The sequence below is a fragment of the Vibrio sp. 03_296 genome (assembly GCF_002265885.1).
This window is the reverse complement of record NZ_NPKW01000240.1, coordinates 1-1,845: the sequence shown is the minus strand read 5'-3', so window position 1 is coordinate 1,845 and position 1,845 is coordinate 1. Positions and strand designations below refer to the sequence as shown.

Annotated in this window: 3 protein-coding genes and 1 pseudogene; all 4 read right to left on the bottom strand. The window is 47.2% G+C overall.

Features of this window, described 5'->3' with window-relative positions:
• The coding region (locus tag CIK04_RS33575) for a thermostable hemolysin (RefSeq protein ID WP_369597167.1) at positions 1 to 223 on the bottom strand (223 nt) is incomplete at its 3' end.
• Positions 224 to 334: 111 nt separating this feature from the next.
• Entirely contained in the window at positions 335 to 472 is a 138-nt protein-coding gene (locus tag CIK04_RS33570) for a hypothetical protein (protein ID WP_325205751.1), read from the bottom strand.
• 253 nt (positions 473 to 725) lie between these two features.
• Complete coding sequence (locus tag CIK04_RS33565) at positions 726 to 1,016, bottom strand: GGDEF domain-containing protein (protein WP_325205750.1); 291 nt, start codon at positions 1,014 to 1,016, stop codon at positions 726 to 728.
• A 706-nt stretch (positions 1,017 to 1,722) separates the two neighbouring features.
• Positions 1,723 to 1,845 (bottom strand): annotated as a pseudogene (locus CIK04_RS35650) (oxidoreductase); the annotation flags it as partial.

Here is a 1,845-nt window from a genome sequence, read left to right as displayed (position 1 = left end):
AGTGGGTCGGTGGCAGTAAAATGCACCATTCGAAACCCATGGAAACCAACATCTCGGCCATCAAATAAAAATGAGTGGGTGAAGTGCCTTTGGTGAACGAGGCCAAATGGCCAAATTCAATTAAGTTGGAACGTTGGATGTCTGAGGAAAAGCGTTGAGACAGAACCTGTTCGGCGGGCTGAACTAAGTACTGCTCAAGAAATAGGGGCTCGTCTGCCGCTATACGAAATCCACACAGAGAAAGCAGATGGCTTGATGCGCCAACACCAAGTAAGCGGGCATGAACTGGTGCAAATGGGCGGAAAAGGCCAGCTCATAACGCTGTTTGACATACTCACCAGCTCGCCTCCCACATGGGATGATGTGGATAGACAATCTCTAAGCTCACTTGTTGTAACTGAGTCGTATCCAGTTTTGCGCCAGCAGACTGCAGTGATGGCTGTGCGGTCGAGAGTGATGGATTCCGTTTCATCGATGCGCCCCTTAACTCGTTGGTTACTGACAAGGTAAGAGGCGAAACTTAAGAAACCCTTAAGAGCGCGATATTTCTTTACGAAGGCATTTTATTAGGAAAGGGGTGGAAGCATCGGGTGACCTGGATGCTGCCAAATAAGCGCTAGCGAGAAAACTTCATGCGGTACATGCGTTTGTCGGCAAGATTGATAAGCGCATCCACGTTTTCTGAATCATCTGGAAAACAGGCTCGACCTAAACTGGTGGAAAGCTTAGCTGGGCCTTGTCGAGGGCAATCGGTGGCACAAACAGCTAGATGAATCGCCTGACTTGAGCACCTGATGTTCGTCATTGGTGACATGTTTGCACAGCACGGCAAATTCATCGCCTCCCATGCGGCACACTCGCACTGAGGCGTTTTCCAGTTTTTTTAATCGCAGCGCCACTTCTTGCAATGCGGCATCGCCCGCTTGATGGCCAAGATTGTCATTGATGGCTTTGAAGCCATTGAGATCCAATAGGTAGATCGAAAAATGCTCTTTGTCCTGGATGTACTTATCCATGATGCAAAAACAATACCGATACGGTTGGTCAATTGAGTCAGCGGATCGGTTAACGACATCTTTTTGTGAAAACGGGCTTCTTTGTAGAAGAAATAAGCCATGAAGCCAGCACACAAGACAAAAATGCCTAACAGCACAAACTGAGCTTGGAAGAGCAGGTGTGCGCGCATCTGCTGTTCTTTATACAAAGGGCTGGCGACGCGAAATGACGCTGTCACATAGTCGATCATGGACAGATAAAGGCGGCTGGTTTCGCGGTAAAACAGTTTAGCGGCGTTGTCATCACCGTTAGTGCGAGTTGCAGCGGCTGCTCTTAGCGTTGGAATTGGTAAACAGATCGACGAAAAGCTTTTACTTCGTTTCGCGAGAGAAAGGTGTCGCTTTCTCGACTGTTGATCAACAAATCAAAACGGCTCCAAGTGAGCTCATATTTCAGTTCGACTCGCTTGAGGTCGTAGCTGCTGTCTTCGGCGCGACTCGATTCACTCACCAATTTCAGAGAAGACTCTTTCGAGAGATTTGAAAAGAAACCAAGTGGCTTGATTTTGTGAGTCTGAGTAAGAGCGTGCCAAGGTTCTCGTTTCCTGCAGTAGGGCAAGATTGGCGATCAACAAGCAGACGGTCACTGCCAGCAAAGTCAGTTTTGCTGAAGTTGAAAGGGCCTTTATAAAGATTTAAGTTTGTTTTTGCATTATTCGTTTTCACATCACTTCGCGATATGTATTTGTTTTAACTGCCAAACCATCTGGGAATGGTAGCGTTCGATATTCAGTTCTTTTGGAAACGAAGATTGCGGGTAGATGAGCCAGAAAGGACCTTTATCTCTCAC